The 17,673-nt window shown below is 73.5% G+C and carries 19 protein-coding genes; 15 read left to right on the top strand and 4 right to left on the bottom strand.

Features of this window, described 5'->3' with window-relative positions; translation table 11 throughout:
• Positions 1-4: 4 nt before the first annotated feature.
• The 10 genes from LIV55_RS04090 to mnmA all read left to right on the top strand — a co-directional run bounded on the left by LIV55_RS04090 (position 5) and on the right by mnmA (position 9,236).
• Complete coding sequence (locus tag LIV55_RS04090) at positions 5-553, top strand: T3SS (YopN, CesT) and YbjN peptide-binding chaperone 1 (RefSeq protein WP_068277741.1); 549 nt, start codon at positions 5-7, stop codon at positions 551-553.
• Positions 550-1,326 carry an enoyl-CoA hydratase/isomerase family protein gene (locus LIV55_RS04085; protein ID WP_068277739.1) on the top strand — a complete coding sequence of 259 codons (777 nt, stop codon included), beginning with the start codon at positions 550-552 and terminating at the stop codon, positions 1,324-1,326. Before LIV55_RS04090 ends, LIV55_RS04085 begins: the two co-directional genes overlap by 4 nt.
• Positions 1,326-2,279: a class I SAM-dependent methyltransferase gene (locus tag LIV55_RS04080; protein ID WP_229299252.1), complete on the top strand. Its 954-nt coding sequence runs from the start codon at positions 1,326-1,328 to the stop codon at positions 2,277-2,279. The genes LIV55_RS04085 and LIV55_RS04080 overlap by 1 nt, the downstream gene beginning before the upstream one ends.
• Positions 2,276-2,935 (top strand): acyltransferase, encoded by a 660-nt coding sequence (locus LIV55_RS04075; protein ID WP_229299251.1) that lies wholly within the window; start codon positions 2,276-2,278, stop codon positions 2,933-2,935. The genes LIV55_RS04080 and LIV55_RS04075 overlap by 4 nt, the downstream gene beginning before the upstream one ends.
• Before the next feature lie 174 nt (positions 2,936-3,109).
• A complete protein-coding gene (locus tag LIV55_RS04070; protein ID WP_068277733.1) occupies positions 3,110-3,892 on the top strand; it encodes an electron transfer flavoprotein subunit beta/FixA family protein in 783 nt (260 codons plus the stop codon).
• A gap of 33 nt (positions 3,893-3,925) precedes the next feature.
• Positions 3,926-4,882 carry an electron transfer flavoprotein subunit alpha/FixB family protein gene (locus tag LIV55_RS04065; protein WP_191563216.1) on the top strand — a complete coding sequence of 319 codons (957 nt, stop codon included), beginning with the start codon at positions 3,926-3,928 and terminating at the stop codon, positions 4,880-4,882.
• Between the two features lie 172 nt (positions 4,883-5,054).
• A complete protein-coding gene (locus LIV55_RS04060) occupies positions 5,055-5,924 on the top strand; it encodes a VldE C-terminal domain-containing protein (protein WP_229299250.1) in 870 nt (289 codons plus the stop codon).
• 105 nt (positions 5,925-6,029) lie between these two features.
• Positions 6,030-6,848: an undecaprenyl-diphosphate phosphatase gene (locus LIV55_RS04055; RefSeq protein WP_123092013.1), complete on the top strand. Its 819-nt coding sequence runs from the start codon at positions 6,030-6,032 to the stop codon at positions 6,846-6,848.
• A 76-nt stretch (positions 6,849-6,924) separates the two neighbouring features.
• Positions 6,925-8,109, top strand: coding sequence for a cysteine desulfurase family protein (locus LIV55_RS04050; RefSeq protein ID WP_229299249.1), 1,185 nt, complete (start codon positions 6,925-6,927; stop codon positions 8,107-8,109).
• Between the two features lie 5 nt (positions 8,110-8,114).
• The gene (gene mnmA, locus LIV55_RS04045) at positions 8,115-9,236 is read left to right on the top strand and encodes a tRNA 2-thiouridine(34) synthase MnmA (protein ID WP_229299248.1); all 1,122 of its coding nucleotides are present in this window, start codon (positions 8,115-8,117) and stop codon (positions 9,234-9,236) included.
• Between the two features lie 52 nt (positions 9,237-9,288).
• Here mnmA and LIV55_RS04040 read toward each other — a convergent pair whose 3' ends face one another.
• Positions 9,289-10,722: an HNH endonuclease signature motif containing protein gene (locus LIV55_RS04040; RefSeq protein ID WP_229299247.1), complete on the bottom strand. Its 1,434-nt coding sequence runs from the start codon at positions 10,720-10,722 to the stop codon at positions 9,289-9,291.
• 310 nt (positions 10,723-11,032) lie between these two features.
• Here LIV55_RS04040 and LIV55_RS04035 point away from each other — a divergent pair, with 310 nt between their 5' ends.
• Genes LIV55_RS04035 through LIV55_RS04025 form a run of 3 tightly spaced genes read left to right on the top strand, consistent with a single transcriptional unit; the run spans position 11,033 to position 12,803 of the window.
• Positions 11,033-11,308, top strand: coding sequence for a DUF1905 domain-containing protein (locus tag LIV55_RS04035; protein WP_267492583.1), 276 nt, complete (start codon positions 11,033-11,035; stop codon positions 11,306-11,308).
• Between the two features lie 26 nt (positions 11,309-11,334).
• Positions 11,335-12,336: a uroporphyrinogen decarboxylase/cobalamine-independent methonine synthase family protein gene (locus LIV55_RS04030; protein WP_308012868.1), complete on the top strand. Its 1,002-nt coding sequence runs from the start codon at positions 11,335-11,337 to the stop codon at positions 12,334-12,336.
• Positions 12,333-12,803 carry a hypothetical protein gene (locus LIV55_RS04025; RefSeq protein ID WP_123093332.1) on the top strand — a complete coding sequence of 157 codons (471 nt, stop codon included), beginning with the start codon at positions 12,333-12,335 and terminating at the stop codon, positions 12,801-12,803. The genes LIV55_RS04030 and LIV55_RS04025 overlap by 4 nt, the downstream gene beginning before the upstream one ends.
• Here the strand turns inward: LIV55_RS04025 and LIV55_RS04020 are convergent.
• Entirely contained in the window at positions 12,800-13,531 is a 732-nt protein-coding gene (locus LIV55_RS04020) for a GAP family protein (RefSeq protein ID WP_229299245.1), read from the bottom strand. The two genes, LIV55_RS04025 and LIV55_RS04020, sit on opposite strands and share 4 nt — an antisense overlap.
• A gap of 119 nt (positions 13,532-13,650) precedes the next feature.
• Between LIV55_RS04020 and LIV55_RS17105 the strand changes: the two genes are divergently transcribed.
• Together LIV55_RS17105 and LIV55_RS04010 are read left to right on the top strand one after the other, a co-directional pair.
• Positions 13,651-14,889, top strand: coding sequence for a sensor histidine kinase (locus LIV55_RS17105; protein ID WP_229299244.1), 1,239 nt, complete (start codon positions 13,651-13,653; stop codon positions 14,887-14,889).
• Positions 14,886-15,536: a response regulator gene (locus LIV55_RS04010; RefSeq protein WP_229299243.1), complete on the top strand. Its 651-nt coding sequence runs from the start codon at positions 14,886-14,888 to the stop codon at positions 15,534-15,536. The genes LIV55_RS17105 and LIV55_RS04010 overlap by 4 nt, the downstream gene beginning before the upstream one ends.
• Here the strand turns inward: LIV55_RS04010 and LIV55_RS04005 are convergent.
• Both LIV55_RS04005 and LIV55_RS04000 read right to left on the bottom strand, forming a co-directional pair.
• Positions 15,533-16,021, bottom strand: a complete 489-nt coding sequence (locus LIV55_RS04005) for a DUF4395 domain-containing protein (RefSeq protein WP_224767033.1) — start codon at positions 16,019-16,021, stop codon at positions 15,533-15,535. The two genes, LIV55_RS04010 and LIV55_RS04005, sit on opposite strands and share 4 nt — an antisense overlap.
• A 99-nt stretch (positions 16,022-16,120) precedes the next feature.
• Positions 16,121-17,620 (bottom strand): long-chain-fatty-acid--CoA ligase, encoded by a 1,500-nt coding sequence (locus LIV55_RS04000; RefSeq protein WP_191564857.1) that lies wholly within the window; start codon positions 17,618-17,620, stop codon positions 16,121-16,123.
• Positions 17,621-17,673 lie beyond the last annotated feature (53 nt).

The raw sequence follows: 17,673 nt of genomic DNA, 5'->3' as shown, positions 1-17,673 counted from the left end.
GGGCATGAGCGATCCCACCGCACTGCCGAACTTCACCCCCAGCACCGGCGGCCCCGCCCAGGGCGGCGACGACGCCCCCGCCGAGGCCCCCCTTCGCGACCGTGTCAACGAGGCCCTCACCGAGCTCGGTGTCGAGTCCCGCATCGACGACGACGGTGACGTCGCCTTCGCCTTCGAGGACCAGCAGCTCTTCGTGCGCTGCGCCGACGACGAGTCCAACGTCCTGCGCGTCTTCGGCCAGTGGTCCCTCGAGGACCCGGTGCCCGCCGACGAGCTCGAGCGCCTCAAGATCAGCAACGACGTCAACGTCGCCTTCAACCTCGTCAAGGCCGCCGTCGCCAACGACACCCTCCTCGTGACGAGCGAGCACATCCTGCCCCGCGGCGCCGACGTGCGCGGCCTGCTCGGCATCGCCGTGCCCCTCGTCATCCAGGGCGTGCAGCTGTGGCACCAGCGCGCGACCGGCCAGGTCCCCGGCATGCAGCCGGGCGAGGGCGAGCCGGGCGCCGACGCCGCGGCCCCCGCCCCGGGCGAGGGCGAGCTGCCCCGGTGAGCGACTTCGTCACCCTCGAGGTCGAGGGCGGCATCGGGGTCATCCGGATCGACCGCCCGAAGATGAACCCGCTCAACGCCCAGGTGCAGCGCGAGCTCGTCGCCGCGGCCGAGGAGGCGACCGAGCGCTCCGACGTGCGCGCCGTCATCCTCTACGGCGGGGAGCGGGTCTTCGCGGCCGGCGCCGACATCAAGGAGATGCAGACGATGTCCTACACGGACATGGTCGACCACTCCCAGGCGCTGCAGGACTTCACCCGCAAGCTCGCGGGCATCCCCAAGCCGACCGTCGCCGCGATCGCCGGCTTCGCGCTCGGCGCGGGCTACGAGGTCGCGCTGTGCGCGGACTTCCGGGTGGCGAAGGTCGGCACGAAGGTCGGCCAGCCCGAGATCCTCCTCGGGGTCATCCCCGGGGCCGGGGGCACCCAGCGTCTCGCCCGCCTCGTCGGGCCGGCCAAGGCCAAGGACCTCGTCTTCTCGGGCCGCTTCGTCGACGCCGAGGAGGCGCTGGCGATGGGTCTCGTCGACCGGGTCGTCGAGGGCGACGTGCTCGAGGCGGCCAAGGAGATGGTGGCGCCCTACGTCACCGGCCCGGCGTACGCCCTGCGCGCCGCGAAGCAGGCCATCGATGCCGGTCTCGAGGTCGACCTGCAGACCGGGCTGGAGATCGAGCGGATGCTCTTCGCCGGGCTCTTCGCGACGAAGGACCGCACGACCGGCATGCGCTCCTTCGTCGAGGACGGCCCGGGCAAGGCGACCTTCGAGGGCGCCTGATGCAGCAGCCGGCGAGCGCGCAGGACGTGGAGCGCGCCTGGGAGGACAACACCCTCGCCCAGGTGCTCTACCACGACTGGGAGGCGCAGACCTACGACGAGAAGTGGTCGATCAGCTTCGACGAGCGGTGCACCGCCGTCGTGCGCGACCGCTTCGAGCGGGTCGTGCGGGGCCGGCGGCTGCCGGGCGAGGAGGTGCCCTACGGGCGCGCTCTCGAGCTCGGCGCCGGCACCGGCTTCTTCTCCTTGAACCTCGTGCTCGCCGGCCTCCTGCGGGAGGTCCACGTCACCGACCTCTCGCCCGGCATGGTCGAGGTGGCGCAGGAGAACGCGCGCCGGCTCGGCCTCGAGGCCCACGGCCGGGTGGCCGACGCCGGGTCGCTGCCCTACGACGACGACAGCTTCGACCTCGTCGTCGGTCACGCCGTGCTCCACCACATCCCCGACGTCGAGGCGACGCTGCGCGAGGTGCTGCGCGTGCTGCGCCCTGGCGGGCGCTTCGTCATCGCGGGGGAGCCGACCCGGATCGGCCACCGGTACGCCCGCGCGCTCGGTCGGGCGACGTGGGAGGTCGCGACCCGGGTCGCCGCGCTGCCGCCGCTGCGCGCCCGCTGGGCCCGACCGCAGGCTGAGCTCGACGAGTCCTCGCGCGCGGCCGCCCTCGAGGCGGTCGTCGACCTGCACACCTTCGACCCCGACGAGCTCGCCGAGACCGCCCGCCGGGCCGGGGCCGAGCACGTGGGCACCGCGACCGAGGAGCTCGCCTCGGCCGTCTTCGGCTGGCCCGTGCGGACCTTCGAGTGCGCGGTGCGCGAGGACGCGCTCGGGCTGCGCTGGGCGATCTTCGCCTACCGCGGCTGGCAGCGCCTCATGCGCGTCGACGACGTGCTCGCGCGCGTCGTGCCGCAGCGCTTCTTCTACAACGTCGGCGTCACCGGCGTGAAGCCGCGGTGAGCCTCGTCGCGCGGCTGCGCCGCCCGTCCCTCGCGGCGGGGGAGCGCTGGGGCGCCGCGCGCTGGGTCGCCTGGGTCGTGAGCAACCGCGCGTGGACCCACCACCACCTCCTGGGATACCTGCGGATGATCCGCGCCCGCGCGGCGAACCCCGGTCTCGTCTTCGAGGGCCCGTGCTTCATCGGCCCGGACGTGCGCTTCGAGGTCCGGCCCGGCTTCGGGCGGCTCGTCGTCGGCCCCTTCGTCCACATCGGGCCCCACTCCCGCCTGCGCGCCCACGAGGGCACCCTGCGCATCGGCGCGAAGACGGTCATCGGCACCCGCAACACGATCAACACCTGGCTCGACATCGAGATCGGCAGCTCGTGCCTCTTCGCCGACGACGTCTACGTCTGCGACTTCGACCACCGCACCGACTCGCTCGAGACCCCGATCAAGGACCAGGGCATCGTCAAGTCGCCCGTGCGCATCGGTGACGACGTGTGGGTCGCGACGAAGTGCGTCGTCCTGCGCGGCACCGACGTCGGGGACCAGAGCGTCCTCGCCGCCGGCACCATCGCCCGCGCGAGCTATCCCGCCCGCTCCGTCGTCGTCGGCGTCCCCGGACGTGTCGTGCGCACCCGGGGCGAGGACCCGGCCGCGCCGACGACGGGGTGAGCCGCCCCCTTCGTGCGTGGACGTGTGGTGAGGGTCATGGCGCCTCGATGGCCGCGCGGCGCAGGCAGAGGGATACCGTCGGGGGAGTCGGCCTGCACCCGGCCCGGGGCACACCCAGGGGCGAGGCGGGGCCGGCGGACACCAGACCCACACGAGGAAGAGGACGAGCCAGCGATGAACATCGTCGTCTGCGTCAAGTACGTGCCGGACGCACAGTCCGACCGCACGTTCACCGAGGACCACACCACCGATCGTGACGGGGTCGACGGCCTCCTCTCCGAGCTCGACGAGTACGCCGTCGAAGAGGCCCTGAAAATCGTCGAGGCCACCGGCGAGGGCGAGATCACCGTCCTCACCATCGGCCCCGAGGCGGCCGCCGACGCCGTGAAGAAGTCGCTGCAGATGGGGGTCGACAAGGGCGTGCACGTCCTCGACGACGCGATCGCCGGCTCGGACGCCCCCGCGACCTCGCTCGTGCTCGCCGAGGCGATCACCAAGCTCGGCACCCCCGACCTCGTGCTCACCGGCATGGCGTCGACGGACGGCACGATGTCGGTCGTCCCGGCGATGCTCGCCGAGCGTCTCGGCCTGCCCCAGGTCACCTACGCCTCCGAGCTCACCGTCTCCGAGGGCACCGTGACGATCCGCCGCGACGGCGACACCGCGAGCGAGACCATCGAGTCCTCGCTGCCGGCGCTCGTCTCGGTCACCGACCAGATCAACGAGCCGCGCTACCCCTCCTTCAAGGGGATCATGGCGGCCAAGAAGAAGCCGGTCGAGACGTGGAGCCTCGCCGACCTCGGCGTCGACGCCGGTCAGGTCGGCCAGGCCAACGCGTGGACCGAGGTCCTCGAGACCACGAAGCGTCCCCCGCGCGAGCAGGGCGAGATCGTCACCGACGAGGGCGAGGGCGGCAGCAAGCTCGCCGACTTCCTCGCCGCGCAGAAGTTCGTCTGAGCCGCGCCCAGGACCAGGAGGAAAGACACAACCATGGCTGAAGTACTCGTGCTCGTCGACCACGCCCAGGGCGTGGTGAAGAAGCCCGCCGCCGAGATGCTGACGATCGCCCGCCGCCTCGGCGAGCCGACCGCCGTCTTCATCGGCCCCGGCGCCGAGACCGCGAAGGACCTGCTCGCCCGCTACGGCGCGGAGAAGATCATCTCCGTCTCCGACCCCGCCGTCGGGGAGTACCTAGTGGCCCCCCAGGCCGAGGTGCTCGCCCAGATCGTCGAGGCCAGCAAGCCCGTCGCCGTGCTCATCCCGAGCAACGCCGCCGGCAAGGAGGTCGCCGCGCGTCTGGCCGTCAAGACCGGCTCCGGTCTCATCACCGACGCCGTCGACGTCCAGGCCGGCGAGAGCGGCCCCGTCACGACGCAGTCGGTCTTCGCGGGCAGCTACAGCGTGAAGTCCCGGGTCACCCAGGGCGCCGCGATCATCACCGTCAAGCCCAACTCCGCCACCCCGGAGCAGGCCGCCGGCGCCGGCGCCTTCGAGGAGCTCACCCCGCAGATCTCCGACGCCGCCAAGGCCGCGAAGATCACCGCGTCCGAGCCGAAGAAGGCCTCCGGTCGTCCCGAGCTCACCGAGGCGGCCATCGTCGTCTCCGGTGGCCGTGGCACCGGCGGCGACTTCGCCCCGGTCGAGGCCTTCGCCGACAGCCTCGGCGCCGCGGTCGGCGCCTCGCGCGCCGCGGTCGACGCCGGCTGGTACCCGCACACCAGCCAGGTCGGCCAGACCGGCAAGCAGGTCAGCCCGCAGCTCTACGTCGCGGCCGGCATCTCCGGTGCCATCCAGCACCGCGCCGGCATGCAGACGAGCAAGACGATCGTCGCCGTCAACAAGGACGAGGAGGCGCCGATCTTCGAGCTCGTCGACTTCGGCGTCGTCGGCGACCTCTTCCAGGTGCTCCCGCAGGCCACCGAGGCGGTCAAGGGCAAGAAGGGCTGACGCCCCCTTCGCCTGCACGCGCAGCTCGCCCCCCGGCCGACCGGCCGGGGGGCGACGTGCGTCGCGGCGCGTTATCGAAATGTGACTTCACGCCCGGGTCTCGCTACTGTGGTGGTACCCCGGCTCGCCAGAGCCGGGTCTGCTCTGCCCCCGAAGCGAAGGTCTGCCCCCTGTGACCCAGCCTCCCAAGCACGCGGCGCGTCACGGTGCCCCTGCCCGGCGCTCCCTCTCGCGCACGCTGCCCCGCGGCGCGGCCCTGAAGTCCGCCGCCTGCGTCGGCCTCGTCGTCGGCGCCTCCGCCCTCGTCGCCGCGCCGACCGCGACCGGTGCGGCCTCCGCCGAGCCCACCCCCGACGCCTCCGCGTCCTCGCGGGCCAGCTCGATGCTCGAGGGCCGCGGTGACGACGCCGCGCAGCGCAGCACCGCGCGCGTCGCCCTCGCCGTCCCGACCGACCTGCCCGCCCCCGTGCTGCAGAGCGCGATGTCGGCCGGCGACCTCGACGTGGGCGCGGTGAAGAAGCCCGAGCCCAAGCCGGTCCCGAAGCCGGAGCCCGCGCCCGTGGTCGAGCAGGAGACCCCGGAGCCGGTCGAGCAGACCGAGGAGGCACAGCCCGAGCCGCAGGAGCAGGAGGCTCCCGAGCCCGAGGCGACGCCCGAGGAGACGACGCAGGCCCCCGCGCCCGCCGGTGGCCTCGACACGACGAGCTACCTCGCGCAGGCCCAGGCCGTCGGCCTCGGCCCGAACGCCCAGGCGGTCTACTCCGCGGTCCGCTCGCAGTACCCCCACCTGACGAACATCGGCGGCTACCGCGCCGGCGACCCCGGCGACCACGGCACCGGCAACGCTGTCGACGTCATGTGCGGCTCGGCCGACGGCGACGCCGTGGCGGCCTTCGTGCAGCAGCACGCGAGCGAGCTCAACGTGAAGTACGTCATCTGGAAGCAGCGGATCTGGATGCCCGGCGGCTCGTGGAAGCCGATGGAGGACCGGGGCGACCCGACCCAGAACCACTTCGACCACGTGCACATCTCGGTGGGCTGACCCAGCCCCCGCACGACCCCGGGCGGGACCACCCGCCCGGGGTCTCGCACGTCCGGCAGGGCATGATCCTCCTCGACCCACCCCCACCCCACAGGAGCACCACACATGGACTGGCTGCAGGCGATCGTCCTCGGCGTCGTGCAGGGGCTCACCGAGTTCCTGCCCATCAGCTCGAGCGCGCACCAGTCGATCGTCGGGCGCTTCTTCGGCGAGGACCCGGGCTCGGCCTTCACGGCGATCACCCAGCTCGGCACGGAAGCGGCGGTCCTCGTCTACTTCCGCAAGGATATCGCCGGGATCATCCGGTCGTGGTGCCTCGCCGTCGCGGGCAAGCTCCCGCACAGCGACCCGCAGGCGCGCCTGGGGTGGATGGTCATCCTCGGCTCGATCCCCATCGGCCTGCTCGGCATCGCGCTCAAGGACGTCATCACCGGTCCGGCGCGCAACCTGTGGATCACCGCGACGATGCTGCTCGTCTTCGCGCTCGTCATCGACGTCGCCGACCGCCGGGCGAAGCAGGACCGCCAGCTCGAGCAGCTGACCGTCCGGCACGGCCTGTACTACGGCCTGTGGCAGGCGCTGGCGCTCGTCCCGGGCGTCTCGCGCTCGGGCGGCACGATCGCCGGTGGTCTCTTCATGGGCTACACCCGTGAGGCCGCCGCCCGCTACTCCTTCCTCCTCGCGATCCCCGCGGTGCTGCTCTCGGGCTTCCAGCAGCTCTTCGACATCGCGGACGAGCCGGTCGAGCCGGCGTGGGGCCCGATCGCCGTCGCGACGGTCATCTCCTTCGTCATCGGCTACGCGGTCATCGCCTGGCTGCTGCGCTACATCTCCACCCACACCTTCCGCCCCTTCGTCATCTACCGGATCGGGCTCGCCCTCGTCCTCTTCGTCCTCCTGGGCACCGGCGTTATCGCCGCCTGACCGAGGGCGAAGGGGGATCCGACCCGGCAGGACGGGCGGGCCGCCCCCACAGGTGGGCGGCCTAGACTCGACGGCGATGAGCACCTACCTCGACCACGCGGCGACCACCCCGATCCGCCCGGTCGCCCGGGACGCCGTCCTCGCGCAGATGGCTCGCGTCGGCAACCCCTCGAGCCTGCACTCCGCCGGCCGCGCGGCCCGGCGCGTCCTCGAGGAGTCGCGCGAGGCGGTCGCCGACGCCCTCGGTGCCCGTCCGTCCGAGGTGATCTTCACCTCCGGCGGCACCGAGTCCGACAACATCGCCCTGCTCGGCTCCTACCTCGCCGCGCGCCAGGCCGACCCCGCCCGCGACCGCGTCGTGCTGTCCGGGATGGAGCACCACGCGGTGCTCGACGCGGCGACCCACCTCGCCGACACCTCCGGGGCGCGGCTGACCTTCGTCGAGCCGGGGGAGTGCGGCACGATCGAGGTCGACGCCGTGCGCGCCGCCGTCGAGGAGGACCCGGCCTCTGTCGCCGTCGTCAGCGTCATGTGGGCCAACAACGAGGTCGGCACCGTCCAGGACGTCGCCGCGATCGCACGGCTGTGCCACGAGCACGCCATCCCCTTCCACACCGACGCGGTGCAGGTCGCGGGCCACCTGCCCGTCGACTTCGCCGCGGTCGAGGCGGACACGCTCGCCGTGAGCGGGCACAAGTTCGGCGGGCCGACCGGGGTGGGCGTGCTGCTCGCCCGGCGCGACGCCCGGCTCGTCCCGACGAGCCACGGCGGGGGCCAGGAGCGCTCGCTGCGCAGCGGCACGGTCGCCGTCGCGGGCATCGCCGGCCTCGCCGCTGCCCTCACCGAGGCGGTCGGCGAGATCGAGACCGAGGCCGCCCGGGTCGCCGCGCTGCGCGACCGCTTCCTCACCCGCGCCCGCGAGATCGACCCGAGCATCCGCGTCTCCGGCTGCTGGGAGCTCGGCGACGTCACCCGTCGTCTGCCCGGCAACGCCCACATCACCATCCCCGGCTGCGACGGCGACTCGTTGCTGTACCTGCTCGACGCCGCCGGTGTCGAGGTCTCGACCGGCTCGGCCTGCCAGGCCGGCGTGCCGCAGCCCAGCCACGTGCTGCTCGCGATGGGCCGCAGCGAGGAGGAGACCCGCGGCTCGCTGCGCGTTTCGCTCGGGTGGACCTCGACCGAGGCCGACGTCGACGCCGCGCTCTCCGCGCTGCCCGACGCCGTCGACCGTGCCCGCCGCGCCAGCGGCGCTGCCTGATCGCCATGCGTGTCGTCGCCGCCATGAGCGGTGGGGTGGACTCCGCCGTCGCCGCCGCCCGGATGCTCGACGAGGGCCACGACGTCGTCGGCGTGCACCTCGCCCTGTCGCGCAGCGCCGCGACGCTGCGCGAGGGCGCGCGCGGGTGCTGCACGATCGAGGACTCCGGCGACGCCCGCCGGGTGGCCGACCGGCTCGGCATCCCCTTCTACGTGTGGGACATGGCCGGGGCCTTCCAGCGCGACGTCATGGACGACTTCGTCGCCGAGTACGAGGCCGGGCGCACGCCCAACCCCTGCCTGCGGTGCAACGAGAAGATCAAGTTCGCCGCGCTCCTCGACAAGGCGCTCGCCCTCGGCTTCGACGCCGTCGCGACGGGGCACTACGCGCAGGTCGAGCAGGGTCCGGCGGGGCGCGAGCTGCACCGCGCCGTCGACCCGGCCAAGGACCAGAGCTACGTCCTCGGGGTCCTCGACGCCGAGCAGCTGGCCCGCTCCTTCTTCCCGCTCGGGCGCTCGACGAAGCCGCAGGTGCGCGAGGAGGCGCAGGAGCGAGGCTTCTCCGTCGCCCGCAAGCCCGACAGCCACGACATCTGCTTCATCAGCGACGGCGACACCCGCGGCTGGCTCGCGGGCCGGCTCGGGGAGCGGCCCGGCGAGGTCGTCGACGAGCGCTCGGGCGAGGTCGTCGGCGCCCACACAGGCGCCTACGGCTTCACCGTCGGTCAGCGACGGGGGCTCGGCCTCGAGCGCAGCAGCCTCGACGGCGAGCCGCGCTTCGTCACCCGGGTCGACGCCTCGAGCAACCGCGTCTTCATCGGCACCTCCGACCTGCTCGGCGTGCGCCAGGTCATCGGCACCCAGCCGCGCTGGTGCGGTCCCGCGCCGACCGGCGAGGTGCGCGTGGGTGCGCAGCTGCGCGCCCACGGCGAGGAGATCCCGGCCCGCGCCCGCCTCGAGGGCGGAGACGGCTCCGGCCCTCGCCTTGAGGACGGAGACGGCTCTGGCCCTCGCCTCGTCGTGGACCTCGACGAGGCCGTGCGCGGCATCGCGCCGGGCCAGTCGGTCGTGCTCTACGAGGGCACTCGTGTCGTCGGCTCGGCGACCATCGCGTCCACCGCCCGCTGACCGCGCACACCCCCTCCGGGACCGCCGCCGCGTCATCACCGCGTGCGTCCTTCTACGTGCGCCGGTGGAAGTGGATCGTCGCGGTGTCGTCGGGTGCGCGGTGGGTGGTGTGCTGCCAGTCGGGTCCGTCGATCATGCGGTGGTGGTAGCCGCACAGGGGGATGGCGTTGAGCAGGTCGGTGAGACCGCCGTCGCGCCAGGCGTGGAGGTGGTGGATCTCGGTCCAGGCGAAGGGGCGTTCGCATCCTTGGGCGGCGCAGGTGTCGTAGCGCAGGGACAGGGCGAGGGCTTGGGCTTCGGTGAAGAGGCGCTTCTGTCGGGCGAGGTCGAGGGGCTGTGAGGGTCCGCCGAGGACGACGGGGATGATCCCGGCGGCGCAGGCCATGCGGCGGATGGTGCCGGTGTCGAGGTGGTCGCCGGCGTCGGTGCTCCCGGCTCGGCGCAGGTCTCCGGTGAGGTCGTCGAGGCGGGTGGTGACCAGGAGGGTGGCGGCGACCTTGCGGGAGAGGTGGTCGGTGGGGATGCGGGTGAGGAGGTCGGCGAAGGCCAGGCCGCGGCGGTGCTGCCAGTCGAGCTCGTCGACGCGGGTGTCGCCGGTGAGGCGGACGAGGTCGCTGGGCTCGGTGATCACGGTGTCCGAGCCGGGCTGGGTGCGTCGTCGGGGTGCGGTCATCGCGTCGATGACCTTGCCAAGGATTGCACCGGCGGCCCAGGGGACGGTGAAGTGCCCGGTCATGGTGCCGTCGTGGTTGTCGCGGATCCAGAAGGCCGACTCGTCGCGGGCGTGCGCCTCTTGCGCGGCAAGGATTTCGTCCTCGTGGGCGTCGACGACGTCCTCGTCGGGTTCGACGGCTGCGAGGACGCGCCTGGCGGCGATCCGTAGCTTGGCTGGGGCGCGGTTGACCGCGAGGAGGAGGAGCTCGGCCTCGCAGGTGCGGCGCTGCTCCTGGGTGAGGGTGTCGGGCAGGTCGGCCATCGCACCGGTGATGACCCGGGCGTGGTCGGCGCTGATCCGCCCGTCGTCGAGGGCAGCGGCGGTCTGCGCGAGCTCAGCCTGCGGCTGTGCGGGTGGCGTGGTGGTGGGGTCGGCGCCGACGAGGGTCAGGCCGGGGGAGTCGCCTTGCGATGGGGGCTCGATGGTGCTGGGTGCGGTGAGTGCAGTGGCGAGTCGGACGTCGCGTGAGGCGGGACGACGGTCGCCATTGGTGCTCTGCGCGACCCAGGCTCCGGTGTCGGTGTGCCCGGTGCGCTCGGCGACCCGCACGGAGTCCGCGCGGGCGACGAGGCGCAGCCGTGCGGCCTCGACCCGTCGGGCCAGGCGTTCGACCTCGACGAGGTCGGCGCGCAGCGCCCGCCCGGCGGTGCGCTGGTCGGCGGCGATCGCGTCCTGGAGGCTGTCGATGACGGCGTGGGCCTGGTCGAGGAGGGCTGGCACGCGGCTCTGGCCCGGGGTGCCCGGGTCCAGGAGCTGCGGCATCGTCGCCATGACCCCATGCTATCGAACAGGTGTTCGACAGGCCAGGTCTTTGTCGGTGAACGGTCAGCAAGGGTTTCGAGGCTCCGGGCCTGGCGGCCCTCGCGCCTCGACCGCCGATGGCGCGTCACCTCGACCTCCAGCTGTCGGGTGGCCTCGAGGCTCGGGCCTGGCGGCCCTCGCACCTCGACCACCGACGGCCCCGTGGTCTCGAGGCTCGGGCCTGGCGGCCCTCGCACCTCAACCACCAAGCGGCCCTCCCCCCTCGACCATCAGCCTTCACAAGGCTGACGGGGGGTGGTGCCACGATGGCGGGGTGGACATGGACTTCGAGGCGGAGGTCGTCGAGTGGCGGGGGCCGGCGCCCTACGTCTTCGCGGTGATGCCGGCCGCGCAGGCGCAGGAGGTGGCCGATGTCGCGCGAGACCTCACCTACGGCTGGGGGTGCATCCCGGTGTCGGGCCGGGTGGGGGCCACCGACTTCACCACCTCGCTCTTCCCCCGCGAGGGCGGCTACTACGTGCCCATCAAGGTCGCGGTCCAGCGCGCCGAGGGGGTGGGCGTCGGCGACACCGTGCGGCTGCGGCTCACCCTGTGAGCGACGCCGGTGCGATGATGCCCGGCGTGACCTCGACGAGCCCCGACCTGCCCATGACGACCCGGGTGAGCGGCGTCGGCAGCTGGCCGGGCGAGAGCCCCCGCGAGGCCGTCCGGGCCGTGCGCGACCTCCTCGGCGACGGCGTGCCCCACCTGCCCGAGCTCCCCGGCCGCGGGGTCGGGGCCGACATGGTCGGCCGCGCGGCATCGCTCCTCGAGGGCCTGCACGTCGAGACCCAGCCCTTCGGCTGGCGGCTCGTCGACCGCCCCGGCCGCGACGAGGGCCGGGCCGCGGCCCACCTGCGCCACGACCTCGACGAGCTCGCCGAGGCCTACGACGGCTGGCAGGGCCCGCTCAAGCTCCAGGTCAGCGGTCCATGGACCCTCGCCGCCACCCTCGAGCTCACCCGTGGCGAGCGGGTCGTCAGCGACCACGGCGCACGTCGCGACCTCACCGACTCGCTCGCCGAGGGCCTGCGCACGCACGTCGCCGAGGTCGCCCGCCTCGTCCCCGGCGCAGACCTCGTCGTCCAGGTCGACGAGCCCGCGGTGCCCGCCGTGCTCGAGGGACGTCTGCCGACGCAGTCCGGGTACGGGCGGCTGCGTGCCGTCGACCGCTCGGAGGTGCGCGACTCCCTTCGCGTCGTCCTCGACGCCGCCGGCGACCACCGCGCCGTCGTCCACTGCTGCGCCGCAGAGGTCCCCGTCGCGCTCCTTCACGAGGCCGGTGCCGACGGGCTCTCGCTCGACACGACCCTCCTCGACGGCTCGCGCTGGGAGCAGCTCGCCGCGGCCGTCGAAGGGGGAGCGCACCTGTGGGCAGGAGCGGTGCGGGTCGGCGCCGACTGGCGCAGCGCCCACGACCGGCTCACCGGGGCCTGGGGGCGGATCGGTCTGACGACGGCGAGCCTCGCCGACGTCGTCGTCACCCCGACGTGCGGTCTGGCCGGGGCCACCCCGGCGTCCGCCGTCGCGACCCTGCGCACCGCGAAGGACCTCGCCGAGGCCCTGGCCGAGAGCGGCCGGTGACGCAGACCGGCTCCCCGGGGCGACCCCCCTTCGCCCGGCGCCTCTGGCGCACGTGGTGGCAGATGACCCGGTGGATGCTCGGGCTCTTCGTCGTCGTCGCGCTCGGGATGATGGTCTTCATGGGGGACTGGCGGCACCACGCGCTCGGTCTCACCGACCGGCGCGAGGTGATGGTCACCCACGTCACGGCGAACACCGACCGGTGCGCGAAGAACGACGTCGGTGACCGCGTGGACGTCAGGTGGACCGACGACGACGGCCGGACCCGCACGGGCTGGTGGGTCGCCTGCCGCGGGGACGGCCGCGTCGAGACCGGTGACCGGCGCGAGCTCTGGGTCGCACCCGGTCGCCGGGGCTACGACTACTCGACGTGGTCGCTGTGGACCCAGCTGCCCAAGGCCGCCCTCCTCGCGAGCTCGATCCTCACGGCCGTCGTCATGTGGAACGAGCGACGCCGCCGGCGCTAGCCGAAGGGCATCCACCCGGGGAGCCCCGCGTCGCCCGCGTTGCTCAGGATCAGCAGCCCGACGATCGCGAGCACCCAGGCCACGGTCTCGCCGGATGTGCGCTCCATCCACGCGGCCACCCGCCGCAGCACCGGCTCGAGACGTCGCCCGAGACCCAGCCGCAGACCGAGCAGGAGCAGCGCCGGCAGCACCATGACGACGCAGTACCCGGCGAGCACGAGCGCCCGCTCGGCCGCACCGACGGGAGCGCTCGTGACGATCCCGATACCGGCGAGGTAGGGGATCATCGACGCCGCCTCGATCGCCGCCGCGGCGACGGCCAGACCGACGAGGGCCCCGGTGCCACCGCGCTGCCCGTCGACACCCATCGCCCGGTCGCGCCAGCGGTGCACCCGCCGGCTCGTCGCGCCGCCCCCGTCGCCCTTCTTCCTCGTCGGCATGAGGACGCCGGTCGCGAGCAGCAGCACGCCGACGGCCACCTGGACGCGGGTGCCGGTCGTCGTCGAGAGCCACTGCCCGAGGTCGCCGGCCACGGTGAGCAGCCCGGTCGCCAGCGCCACCCCGAGGACCCAGTAGAAGCCCGCGACCGTGCCGAGGAAGACGAGCACCCGGCCAGGGCGCACCCGGCCCGGCGCGAGCATGAACCACAGCGGGATGAGCAGGGTGCCGAAGCTCGTCGAGTCGACGAGGGCGAGCACGGCGAGGGTGAGCAGCTGGGGCAGGTCCATGGCAGCCACCGTGACCCGCGCGACGTGTCGCGCACATCGGCCGAAGGGGGAGCGGCCGCGGCCGCGGCGTCCGCCTTTCGGATGACGCCCGGTGCCGGGCCCCGTGATTCGATGACGTCGTGACGACGCAGCGCAGGGCCGAGGCGATCGGTCTCGACCTGCGCGGCGCAGCGCTCATGGCGCTCCTCGGCACGGTCCTCGTCGCCATCGACCTCGTCGACATCTGGGGCCAGGGCACGCGCGGCCCGAGCGGGCGCTGGTGGCACCTCGTGCCCCTGCTCCTGCTGTGCGCGGTCATGGTGTGGCGCAGGGTGCGGCCCCTCACCTGCCTCGCCCTGGGCGTCGTCGTCTTCGCCGTCGAGACGGCGTACGGCGGCAGCATCGGCTCGCTCCTCGTCATCATCGAGCTCGTCTACGCCGCCGGGCTGCACGGCCGGGGCCGCGCTGTCGTCTCCCTCGACTGGGCCATCGGCATCGGTGTCGCCGCGAGCGGTCTGGCGGTCTGGGCGCTCACCGGCGACCTGCAGGACGGCGTGCTCACCGCGCTCACCGTCTTCGCCGTCTTCGGCACGTCCTTCTGGTGGGGGCGCTCGAGCCGTCGCTCCCTCGACCTCCTCGCCGCGCAGCGCCGGCAGGCCCAGGACGAGGCCCGGCTCGCCGAGCTGCGCGCCCGCGAGGAGCGGCGGGGCGAGCGCGAGCAGATGGCCCGCGACCTCCACGACGCGCTCTCCGGCAGCCTCGCGGCGATCACCATCCATGCCGAGGCCGGGCTGCACGACGAGAGGTCGCAGCGGCGCGCCCTCGAGGTCGTCCGCGCCACCTCGAAGGACGCGGTCCGCGAGCTCCAGTCGATGCTCGCCGTCCTGCGACCGGACGTGCCGATGACCGTCTCGCCCTCCCTGGCCGACCTCCCCGCGCTCGTCGAGCACTCCCGGTCGCGGGGCACCGAGGTCGCCCTGCGCCTCGACCCCGACCCGCTGCCCGAGCTGCCCGCCCCCACCGGCCAGGCGCTCTACCGGGTGCTCCAGGAGGCCCTGCACAACGTCGCCCGCCACGCCGCCTCCCCGCGGGCCGAGGTCGCCGTCGCGGTGCAGGACGACCTCGTCCTCACCGTCGTCTCGCCGCTGCCCCAGGGGCCGGACCGCGACGAGCCGGGACTGGGCCTCGGGCTGCGCTCGATGCGAGAGCGCGTCGAGGCGCTCGGCGGCCACCTCGAGGCCGGCCCGTCCGGGGACTCGTGGCGCGTGCGCGCCGCCGTGCCCCTCCACCGCGCGAGCACCCGCGACACGAGCACCCATGAGGCGAGCGCCCACGAGACGAGCACCCGCACGCCGGGCACCCAGGAGAGCACCGCATGACGAGCGTCCTCATCGCCGACGACCACGCGACCGTGCGCTCCGGGCTGCGCCTGCTCCTCGAGGCGCACGGGCTCGACGTCGTCGGCGAGGCGGGAGACGGCCGGGTGGCGGTCGAGCAGGCCCGCGCCCTGCGGCCGGACGTCACCCTCATGGACGTGCGGATGCCCGGTGTCGACGGCATCGCCGCGACCCGCGAGATCGTCGAGCAGTCGTTGTCGCGGGTGCTCGTGCTCACGAGCTTCGAGATCGACGAGCACGTGTCCGGCGCGCTGCGAGCGGGGGCCGACGGCTACCTGCTCAAGACGGTCGACGCCGGCCCGCTCGTCGACGCCGTCGAGCGCGTCGCGGCCGGCGAGGCGGTCCTCGCGCCCGAGGTCACCCGGCACGTCATCGCCGGCTTCGCGGCGGCTCCCGAACCCTCGCCGCCGGCCGAGGAGGTCGAGGGGGGCTCCCCCTTCGCCCTCACGCCCCGCGAGGTCGACGTGCTGCGTGCGCTCGCCCAGGGTCTGTCGAACGCCCAGATCTCCACCGCGCTGCACATCTCGGAGGCGACGACGAAGACCCACGTGTCGCGCGTCCTCGCCAAGCTGGGCTGCGCGTCACGGGTGCAGGCGGCGATCCTCGCCCGCGAGCGCGGTCTGGCCTAGACCGTCGCGCGGCTGCGCAGCCGGATGTCGGCGCAGGCCTCGCAGGTCTCCTCGGGGATGACGCCGAGGCGCATGAGGTGACCGAAGGCCCAGCACCCGGCGCAGAAGCCGGCGGCCGACTCGAGCAGCGCGAAGACCGTGAGCACGCCGAGCAGCACCGCGGCGGCGGTCGTCAGGCCGAGGCCCAGCGCGAGCACGGCGGCGGTCGTCGAGACCACCGCGCCGATGCCCTGGGCGAAGCGCTTGGGCGGTCCCGGGGTGAGGACCGGCTCGCCCAGGCGCGGCGCGACGACGCGCATCGCGACCCAGCCGAGGGGGCTGAGCCGAGGCCCGGCGAGCACCCGTCCGAGGAAGCCCAGCGCGAGCGGCACCGTGATCCACCACCACCCGGTGACGAGGACGAGGGCGCTCGTCGCGGCGACGACCGCCGCGACGGTCCGGGCCGCCTTCTCGTTGACGGGGTTGGGGAAGACGAAGAAGCTCACCGACAGATCATAACGTCGGGTTATGGGAGCCATAAGCACGAAGGGGGTGGCCTGGGCCACCCCCTTCGTCACGTCACGACCACCGGGTCGCGACGCGGGTCACTCCGCGGGCGCCTCGACCGAGCGGCGCAGGATCTTGCCAGTGGGCCCCTTCGGCAGCTCGTCGAGCTGCCAGATGCGGCGGGGGTACTTGTACGCGGCGATCCGCTCCTTGACGTAGGCCTGGACCTCCTCGAGCGTCGTCGTCGACTCCGGCGCGAGCGCGACGGCCGCGCCGATCTCCTCGCCCATGAGATCGTCGGGCACGCCGACGACGGCGCACTCGACGACGTCCGGGTGCGAGTAGAGGACCTCCTCGACCTCGCGCGGGTAGACATTCATCCCGCCGCGGATGATGAGGTCCTTCTTGCGGTCGACGATGGTGAAGTAGCCCTCGTCGTCGACCGTCGCGAGGTCACCGCTGCGGAACCAGCCGTCGGGGATCGCCGTCGCGGTCTCCTCGGGCTTGCCCCAGTAGCCCTTCATGATGTTGTCGCCGCGGATCGCGATCTCGCCGACCCCGCCGCCCGGCGGCACGTCGTTGCCGTCGGCGTCGACGAGCTTCATCTCGCAGCCGGGGATGGCCCGCCCGATGGTGCCGGGCTTCGTCGGGGCGTCGGGCATGTTGAAGGACGCGACCGGCGAGGTCTCCGACAGGCCGTAGCCCTCGAGGATCTGGGTGTCGAAGGCCTCCTCGAAGCGGCGCATCGTGTCCTCGGGCAGCGCCGAGCCGCCGGAGACGCAGGTGCGCAGGCTCGACGTGTCGGTGGTCTGCGCCGACGGGTGGCCCAGCATCGCGCCGTACATCGTCGGCACGCCCTCGAAGATCGTCACGCGGTCGCGCTGGACGACCTCGAGCGCCTTCGCCGGGTCGAAGCGGGGGATGAGGGTGAGCGTCGCGCCCGACCGCACGGCGGCGTTGAGCCCGCACGTGAGGCCGAAGACGTGGAAGAGCGGCAGGCAGCCCATGATGACGTCGTCGGAGGTCATCTCCATGATGTTCTCGGCGGAGCGCTGCGCGTTGAGGTCGAGGTTGCGGTGGGTGAGCTCGGCCCCCTTCGGGCGCCCGGTCGTGCCCGAGGTGTAGAGGATGACCGCCGTGTCCTGGGGGTCGCGCTCCGTCGGCTCGGCGATCGGGTCCGCGGGGGAGAGGTCCTCCTCCGACGGGCCGAGCGGGCCGGAGCGGATGACGCGGGTGCTCAGGTCCTGCGCACCGCTCACCGCCTCGTCGACGAAGTCGCCCCAGACGAAGGCGAGCTTCGCGCCCGAGTCGGAGAAGAAGTACTCGATCTCGCCGGACTTGAGCAGCGGGTTCATCGGCACGACGGTGCCGCCGGCGAGGAGCGTGCCGTAGAAGAGCACGGGGAAGGCCGGCACGTTGGGCAGGATGAGCGCCACCCGGTCACCGGGCTCGACACCGGCCGCCCGGATCGCCCCGGCGGCCTTCGCGGCGAGGCCGTGCAGCTGGCTCCACGTCAGCTCGGCGTCGTCGAGCCGGATGGCCACCTCGTCCGGGTGCTTCTGGGCGGTTGCGACGAGGTTGCTCGCCAGGTTCGTCATCGGTGACTCCTCGGTAGGTCGGCGGGAGCCCTCATCCTCACCCGCCGAGCCCC

It is taken from the genome of Janibacter melonis, from assembly GCF_020567375.1.
GTDB lineage: Bacteria > Actinomycetota > Actinomycetes > Actinomycetales > Dermatophilaceae > Marihabitans > Marihabitans melonis.
The sequence above is the reverse complement of the archived record's forward strand: the minus strand, read 5'-3'. Positions and strand labels throughout refer to the sequence as shown.

Excerpts from the sequence above, each read along its gene's own strand:
- mnmA (WP_229299248.1), top strand. The coding sequence starts at position 8,115 with ATGCGTGTCGTCGCCGCCATGAGCGGTGGGGTGGACTCCGCCGTCGCC.
- LIV55_RS04035 (WP_267492583.1), top strand. The coding sequence starts at position 11,033 with ATGGACTTCGAGGCGGAGGTCGTCGAGTGGCGGGGGCCGGCGCCCTAC.
- LIV55_RS04090 (WP_068277741.1), top strand. The coding sequence starts at position 5 with ATGAGCGATCCCACCGCACTGCCGAACTTCACCCCCAGCACCGGCGGC.
- LIV55_RS04065 (WP_191563216.1), top strand. The coding sequence starts at position 3,926 with ATGGCTGAAGTACTCGTGCTCGTCGACCACGCCCAGGGCGTGGTGAAG.
- LIV55_RS04050 (WP_229299249.1), top strand. The coding sequence starts at position 6,925 with ATGAGCACCTACCTCGACCACGCGGCGACCACCCCGATCCGCCCGGTC.
- LIV55_RS04000 (WP_191564857.1), bottom strand. The coding sequence starts at position 17,620 with ATGACGAACCTGGCGAGCAACCTCGTCGCAACCGCCCAGAAGCACCCG.
- LIV55_RS04070 (WP_068277733.1), top strand. The coding sequence starts at position 3,110 with ATGAACATCGTCGTCTGCGTCAAGTACGTGCCGGACGCACAGTCCGAC.
- LIV55_RS04080 (WP_229299252.1), top strand. The coding sequence starts at position 1,326 with ATGCAGCAGCCGGCGAGCGCGCAGGACGTGGAGCGCGCCTGGGAGGAC.
- LIV55_RS04055 (WP_123092013.1), top strand. The coding sequence starts at position 6,030 with ATGGACTGGCTGCAGGCGATCGTCCTCGGCGTCGTGCAGGGGCTCACC.
- LIV55_RS04040 (WP_229299247.1), bottom strand. The coding sequence starts at position 10,722 with ATGGCGACGATGCCGCAGCTCCTGGACCCGGGCACCCCGGGCCAGAGC.
- LIV55_RS04010 (WP_229299243.1), top strand. The coding sequence starts at position 14,886 with ATGACGAGCGTCCTCATCGCCGACGACCACGCGACCGTGCGCTCCGGG.
- LIV55_RS04020 (WP_229299245.1), bottom strand. The coding sequence starts at position 13,531 with ATGGACCTGCCCCAGCTGCTCACCCTCGCCGTGCTCGCCCTCGTCGAC.